Origin of the sequence: Streptomyces synnematoformans, from assembly GCF_039531005.1 — a bacterium.
GTDB classification, from domain to species: Bacteria; Actinomycetota; Actinomycetes; order Streptomycetales; family Streptomycetaceae; genus Streptomyces; species Streptomyces synnematoformans.
Window position 1 is genome coordinate 1 of sequence record NZ_BAAAPF010000357.1, and the last position, 6,999, is coordinate 6,999.

The 6,999-nt window shown below is 74.1% G+C and carries 5 protein-coding genes and 1 pseudogene; all 6 read right to left on the reverse strand.

The features are described from left to right. A partial coding sequence (locus tag ABD317_RS31725) for a serine/threonine-protein kinase (protein WP_344294479.1) occupies window positions 1-978 on the reverse strand: 978 nt, incomplete at its 3' end. A gap of 216 nt (window positions 979-1,194) precedes the next feature. After that, window positions 1,195-2,007: an HAD family hydrolase gene (locus tag ABD317_RS31730; RefSeq protein ID WP_344294480.1), complete on the reverse strand. Its 813-nt coding sequence runs from the start codon at window positions 2,005-2,007 to the stop codon at window positions 1,195-1,197. Next, window positions 2,004-3,293, reverse strand: a complete 1,290-nt coding sequence (gene serS / locus ABD317_RS31735; protein WP_078627487.1) for a serine--tRNA ligase — start codon at window positions 3,291-3,293, stop codon at window positions 2,004-2,006. The genes ABD317_RS31730 and serS overlap by 4 nt, the downstream gene beginning before the upstream one ends. A 528-nt stretch (window positions 3,294-3,821) precedes the next feature. After that, window positions 3,822-4,757: a prephenate dehydratase gene (pheA, locus tag ABD317_RS31740; RefSeq protein ID WP_027752847.1), complete on the reverse strand. Its 936-nt coding sequence runs from the start codon at window positions 4,755-4,757 to the stop codon at window positions 3,822-3,824. Between the two features lie 104 nt (window positions 4,758-4,861). After that, window positions 4,862-6,223, reverse strand: coding sequence for an iron uptake transporter deferrochelatase/peroxidase subunit (efeB, locus tag ABD317_RS31745; protein WP_344294482.1), 1,362 nt, complete (start codon window positions 6,221-6,223; stop codon window positions 4,862-4,864). After that, window positions 6,220-6,999: pseudogene (locus tag ABD317_RS31750) on the reverse strand (hypothetical protein); the annotation flags it as partial. The gene efeB and the pseudogene ABD317_RS31750, both read right to left, overlap by 4 nt.

Genomic DNA, 6,999 nt, shown 5'->3' on the forward strand with positions numbered 1-6,999 from the left:
CGGGCCCACGACCGGCGGTGGGGCCGCCTCGGCCGGCGGCGGGGTCGCCGCGGGCGGCGGTGGCGCCGCCACCCCGCGGGTGCGCTCGGTGATCTCGGCGGCGACCGGCGGCGGCAGCCACCCCTCCCCGATCCGCAGCTGCGTCTGCCCGCCCGCCGTCTCACACGCGCGGATGATCTCCGCCAGCGCCCCGCGCTCCGCCGGGTCCTTCCCCAGGCACAGGTCCACCACCGGACGCAGGACGTCCGGCACCCCGGTCAGGTCGGGCTCCTCGTGGACGATCCGGTAGACCACCGCGTGCGAGGGGCCCTCGCCGTGCGCCGGCCGCCCGGTGGCGGCGAAGACCGCGACCTGCCCGAGGGCGAAGACGTCGGTGGCCGGGGTGAGCTTGCGGCCCGCCGCCTGTTCGGGGGACATGAACGCCGGGGTGCCGATCAGCAGCCCGCTGCCGGTCAGTGCGGTGGCGTCGGCGGCGCGGGCGATGCCGAAGTCGATGACGCGCGGGCCGTCGGCGGCCAGCAGGACGTTCGACGGCTTGAGGTCCCGGTGCACCACCCCCGCGCCGTGGATCGCGGTCAGCGCCTCCGCCACCCCGGCGACGAGCAGCACCACGCTGTCCAGCGGCAGCGGACGCTCCTCCGTCACCACGTCGGCCAGGGCGGGGCCGGTCACGTACGCCGTGGCCAGCCAGGGCTGGTCGCCCTCCGTGTCGGAGTCCACCACCGGCGCGGTGTAGAGGCCCTGGACGCGCTGCGCCGCGTGCACCTCCTGTGCGAAACGGCGGCGAAACTCCGGGTCGTCGGCGAACTCCGGCCGGATCACCTTGATCGCCACGGGCCGGCCGCCGCGCGTGTACGACAGGTAGACCTTGCCCATGCCGCCCGCGCCGAGCCGGCCGGCCAGCCGGTAACCGGCCACCGTCCGGGGGTCGTCGGCGCCCAGCGGCCTGAGGATCCGGTCGAGCCCGCCCACGTCCATGCCGCCGTCCCCCTCGCTGGATCCCCGTATCGGATGCCCCCTGCACGGAGCGAACCCAGATCCTACTCAGGACCCAACGGCCCCGTGGGGCCGCCCGGCTGATTCCCCGTCACCGGATGTCCGGACGGCTGCCGGGCCGCGTTGGCCACGGGCCCGGCCGCGCGTACGTGCACGGCCGTAAGCCCCGGCGACGGCCCCGGCCGCGGCGTACGGTGCCTATCCGAACACGCGGTCCAGCACCGCCGCGATGCCGTCCTCGTCGTTCGACGCCGTGACCTCGTCGGCCACCGCGACCAGCTCCGGGTGCGCCCCGGCCATCGCCACCCCGTGCCCGGCCCAGCGGAACATCGGGATGTCGTTCGGCATGTCCCCGAAGGCGATCGTCTCCGCCCCCGTCACGCCGAGCCGGCGCGCCGCGAGCGACAGCCCGGTCGCCTTGGTGAGCCCGTGCGGCAGGATCTCGACGGTGTCGGCGCCGGCGAGCACCACCCCGACGAGGTCGCCGACCGTCTCGCGGGCCGCGGCCGTCAGCGCGTCGTCGTCCAGCTCGGGGTGCTGGAGGTAGAGCTTGCCGATCGGCTGCGCCAGCAGCTCGTCCCGGTCCGCCACCCGGCGGACCGGCAGGTCCTCCCGCGCCGCCACCGCGCGGAAGCCGGGGCCGAAGAGCACCTCGCCCGCGAGCCCGTCCGTGCTCGCGGCCACCGCGATCTCGCCGACCTCCGCCTCCAGCTTGGCCACGGCGTCGGCGGCGAGGCGCCGGTCGAGCGTCACGGAGGTCAGCAGCCGGTGCTCACCCGCGTGGTACACCTGGGCGCCCTGGCCGCAGACGGCCAGGCCGTCGTAGTCCAGCCCGTCCAGTATGTGCCGGGTCCAGGCCACGGCGCGGCCGGTGACGACGATGTGCGCCGCGCCCCGCGCGCACGCCGCCTCGACGGCGGCGCGGGTGCGCGGCGAGACCGTTTCGTCGCTGCGCAGCAGGGTGCCGTCGAGGTCGGTCGCGACGAGCCGGTACGGCAGGGGGGCGTTCACTTCGCGACCGGTTCCAGCAGCTCGCGCCCGCCCAGGTACGGCCGCAGCACCTCCGGCACCGCCACCGAGCCGTCCCGCCGCTGGTGCGTCTCCAGGAGCGCCACGATCGTCCGCGGCACCGCGCACAGCGTCCCGTTCAGCGTGGCCAGCGGGCGCGCGGACTTCTTCTGGCCCTGCCCGTCGCGCATCCGCACCGACAGCCGCCGGGCCTGGAACTCCCCGCAGTTCGACGTCGACGTCAGCTCGCGGTACCTGCCCTGCGTCGGGATCCACGCCTCGCAGTCGTACTTCCGCGCCGCCGATGCGCCCAAGTCGCCCGACGCCACGTCGATCACCCGGTACGCCAGGCCGAGCGCCGACAGCCACTGCTTCTCCCACTCCAGCAGCCGCGCGTGCTCCGCCTCCGCGTCCTCGGGGGCGACGTACGAGAACATCTCGACCTTGTCGAACTGGTGCACCCGGATGATGCCGCGGGTGTCCTTGCCGTGCGAGCCCGCCTCGCGGCGGAAGCAGGGCGAGAAGCCGGCGTAGCGCAGGGGCAGCCGGTCGGCCTCGATGATCTCGTCCATGTGGTAGGCGGCGAGCGTGACCTCCGAGGTGCCGACGAGGTAGAAGTCGTCGCGCTCCAGGTAGTACACGTCCTCGGCGGCCTGGCCGAGGAAGCCGGTGCCCTCCATGGCGCGCGGCTTGACCAGCGCGGGGGTGAGCATCGGGGTGAAGCCGGCGGCCGTGGCCTGCGCGACGGCGGCGTTGACCAGGGCCAGCTCCAGCAGGGCGCCGACGCCCGTCAGGTAGTAGAAGCGCGAGCCGGAGACCTTGGCGGCGCGTTCGGTGTCGATGGCGCCGAGGATGCGGCCCAGCTCCAGGTGGTCCCGCGGCTCGAAGCCCTCGGCGGCGAAGTCGCGCGGGGTGCCGACGGTCTCCAGCAGCGCGAAGTCGTCCTCGCCGCCGACCGGCACGTCGGGATGCACGACGTTCCCCAGGCGCAGGAGCAGCCGCTGCGTCTCGGCGGCGGCCTCGTCCTGCTCGGCGTCGGCGTCCTTGACGGCGGCGGACAGCTCGCCGGTGCGCCGCAGCAGCTCCTGCTTCTCCTCGCCCTGGGCGCGCGGGATCAGCTTGCCGAGCTGCTTCTGCTCGGCCCGCAGCTCGTCGAAGCGGGTACTGGACGACCTGCGCCGCTCGTCGGCGGAGAGCAGCGCGTCGACGAGGCCGACGTCCTCTCCACGGGCGCGCTGCGACGCGCGCACTCGGTCGGGGTCCTCACGGAGCTGGCGAAGGTCAATCACGGAGCCAGGTTACCGGGGTCCGCGGACCGGCTCGAAGCTGATTTCCACCGCTGTGGATTTCTCGGCGTTTTGCGGCGAATAGACCCGATTCGCAGGCCTTGTTTTCCGGCGCGCGTAGAAAAGGTGCGGGATGGTGCAATTAGGACATAAGGCTTGCCTGGATCCGCCGAAGTCTGTGGCGCGCACGGCAGTTGGGGAACCCTTTTCCACAGGTGGCCGCGGATTCCGAAAGTTATCCACAGGCGGGGCGGGCGGCCTGTGGAAGCCGGGGAAGATCGTTCCGCGCGGCCGGTGCTGGCGCAGAAATTCCCCGTTGCCGCCCCGACTACACACCCTTTGGAGCGGAATTGCCTACCGCCTTGGAGTGGATCAAGGGAATTGCCGTGACGAGTAAGCATCTCAGCAGCTGTACGCCCGGAATCAGTCACTAGACAGATTTGTCGACATTGCCCGTCCGGGCGTCCAAGTTATGCACAGGCAACCGCCACCCCCTGTGGATAACTCTGTGAACTGTGCACAGACCCCAGGTCAGGCGCGGCCGTCCAGACTCCGCGTCAGCCAGTCCGACGCCTCCGTGAAGTCCGCGTCCGACGTGCCCGGCCGCAGCTGCTGCACGTCCGCCGGCGACAGCCCCGCGCGCGGGTACGAGCCGAGGAACCGTACCCGCGGACAGACCCGCTTCAGCCCCATCAGCGCCTCGCCCACCCGGCGGTCGGTGATGTGCCCCTCGCAGTCGACCGAGAAGCAGTAGCGCCCGATGCCCTCGCCCGTCGGCCGCGACTCGATGCGCAGCAGGTTGACGCCGCGCACCGCGTACTCCTGCAGCAGCTCCATCAGCGCGCCCGGATGGTCGTCGCCGAGCCAGATGACGACCGACGTCTTGTCCGCGCCCGTCGGCGCCGCCGGCCGCGCCGGGCGGCCGACGAGCACGAACCGGGTCTCGGCGTTCTCCGCGTCGTGGATGTCCGAGACCAGCGGCTCCAGCCCGTACACCGACGCGGCGAACTCGCCCGCGAACGCCCCGTCCACCCGGCCCTCCTGCACCTGCCGCGCACCGTCGGCGTTGGACGCCGACGACTCCCACACCGCGTCCGGCAGGTGCGCGGCCAGCCAGCGCCGCACCTGCGGCTGCGCCACCGGGTGCCCGGTGACGGTCTTGATGTCCGCGAGCCGCGTCCCCGGCCGCACGAGCAGGGCGAACGCGATCGGCAGCAGCACCTCGCGGTAGATCATCAGCGGCGCACCGAGCGCCAGCTCGTCCAGCGTGGCGGTGACGCCGCCCTCGACGGAGTTCTCGATCGGCACCAGCGCGCCCGCGGCCTCCCCGCTGCGCACCGAGTCCAGCACCGCCGGCACCGAGACCATCGGCACCAGCTCGCGTGTCGCCGCCTCGGGGAGTGTGCGCAGCGCGGCCTCGGTGAAGGTGCCCTCGGGGCCGAGATAGGTGAAGCGGCTGGCGGACATGGCGGCGGCTCCTCGTGCACGGTCGGCGAGACGGCCACGATACCCACGGGCGCGGGGCGCGGGGTGCCCGTCCGGGTAACGGACGATCATGCGGATGCCCCCGGTCAGCCCTCCAGCAGCCGCTGGCCCACGTACTCGCCCGCCGCCGCCCCGCCCGGCACCGCGAACAGCCCGCTCGACTCGTGCCGCAGGAAGCGCGACAGCCCGTCGCCGCGGTCCAGCTTGCGCTGGACGGGCACGAAGCCCTTCAGCGGATCCGCCTGCCACGCGACGAACAGTAGCCCCGCGTCCGGCACCGGCCCGTCCCGGGTGTCCAGATAGCCGTCGTGGTACGAGAACGAGCGGCGCAGCATCGTCGCCCCGCCGTTCGACTCCGGCGCCGCCACCCGTACGTGTGCGTCCCCCGGGATGGCGAGCGACCCGTCCGGGAGTTGTTTGTTCATGTCGACCGGCGTCGTCTCCTCCCCGCCGGACAGCGGGGCGCCGTCGGACTTGCGGCGGCCGATGACCCGCTCCTGCCGCTCCAGCGACACGTGGTCCCAGGTGTCGAGCAGCATCCGGATCCGGCGGAACACCGCGTACGAGCCGCCCGCCAGCCACTCCGCACTTCCCCCGCCGGCTACGGCCCCACTGGCGGGGGTACCCCCACTGGCGGGCACGAAGACGTGCCCGGCGAAGTCCGGGTCCTCGGGCTTCGGGTTGTTGGTGCCGTCGACCTGCCCCATGAGGTTGCGTGCGGAACGGGGCCGGTCCGTGGCGCCCGGCGTGCGGTTGAAGCCGCTCATCTGCCAGCGCAGCACAGCCGCGTCGCCCGCCCGGCGCTGGAGCGTACGCAGCGCGCCGAACGCGACGAGCGCGTCGTCCGCGCCGATCTGCAGCCACAGGTCGCCGTCGCTGCGCCGGGCGTCCAGCGCGTCCGCGGAGAACGCGGGCAGCGGTTCGAGCCCGGCGGGGCGCCGGTCGGCGAGGCCCGTGCGGTCGAAGAACGTGCGTCCGAAGCCGAACGTCACGGTCAGCCCGGCGGGCCCCGCGTCGCGCGCGCTGCCCGTCGCGTCCGCCGCGGCCCTGCCCTCGCTCAGCTCGCGGGCCGTGTCCGACCAGCGCTTGAGCAGCGCCGCGGCCTGGGCGCGGCCGGCGCCGGGGGCGAGGTCGAACGCGGCGAAGTGGCCCGCGGCCTGCAGCGGGGTGGTGATGCCCGCCTGGTGCCGGCCGTGGAACGGCACTCCGTTCGCGCCGATCGAGGTCAGCGGCGTCGGTGCCTCGTCGCGCAGCGCCTCGGCGGCCACGGCGCCGGAGGCGCCGCCGGCGAGGAGCCCCGCCGCCCCGGCGGCCCCCGCGGTGCCGACGAGGCGGCGGCGGGAGACCGGGTGCCGGGGGGCTTCGGCGGTGCTGTCGGCGCTGTCGGCGTTATCGGTGGTGTCGGTGTGCTTCGTGCTCTTGGTGCTGGTGGAACGCGGGGAACTCACGGGATCGTCAACTTCTTCTTTTCTGTCACCTGGTCAATGGGCGACGTGCGCACGGTCAGCCGGAGGGTCCACTCCCCGGCCATCGGGAGCTGGACGCCGGTGGCGGCCCAGTGCCCCTTCTCGACGGGGGTGGGGGTGACGTCCAGCGGGCCGATGTTCTTCTCCTCCAGGGTGAAGGAGAGCTTCAGCTCGGGGACGTTCAGGAGTTGGTTGTTGGCGTCGGTGACGTAGATGTGCAGCTGGTTGTCGCCGGCCCGCCCGGGGTCGGCGGTGACCTCCACGGTCCCGGCGCCGCCCTGGCCGCCGGTGTCGTAGGGGACCTCCACCTTGACCGGCCCGGCCGGCTGCTGCTGCGCCGCCTCGGCCGCGGCCTGCTCGGTCTCGGCCCGGCCCGGCTGGGTGCCCGTCAGCAGGGTGACGATGGAGAGCAGTACGACGGCGAGAAGGCTCTCGACAAGGACGGACTGGCGCAGACCGCGGCGCACGGGGTCGGAGTCGCGCTCCTTGCGCGCGCGGTTCGCGGCGACGGCGGCCCGCTGGCGGGCCAGCTGGGCGGCGCGCTCGGGGTCGTCGGGCTCGTCGGTGCCGGTGCCGGATTCGGCGTCCGCGGAGGTGTCGTCGTCGTCCCGGCCCGGGCCGGAGCCGGAGCCCGGGCCGTGCGCCGGCACCGTGACGCCCTCCGGCGCCCCACCGCCGCCGGCGGCGGCCGGCACCGCCCCGTCGCCCGTACCCGCGAGCGCTGTCAGCGCCGCCGAGCGCTGGGCCACCACCCGCGC

Coding starts and splice junctions, on each gene's coding strand:
- pheA (WP_027752847.1), bottom strand. CDS start 4,757: ATGTCCGCCAGCCGCTTCACCTATCTCGGCCCCGAGGGCACCTTCACC.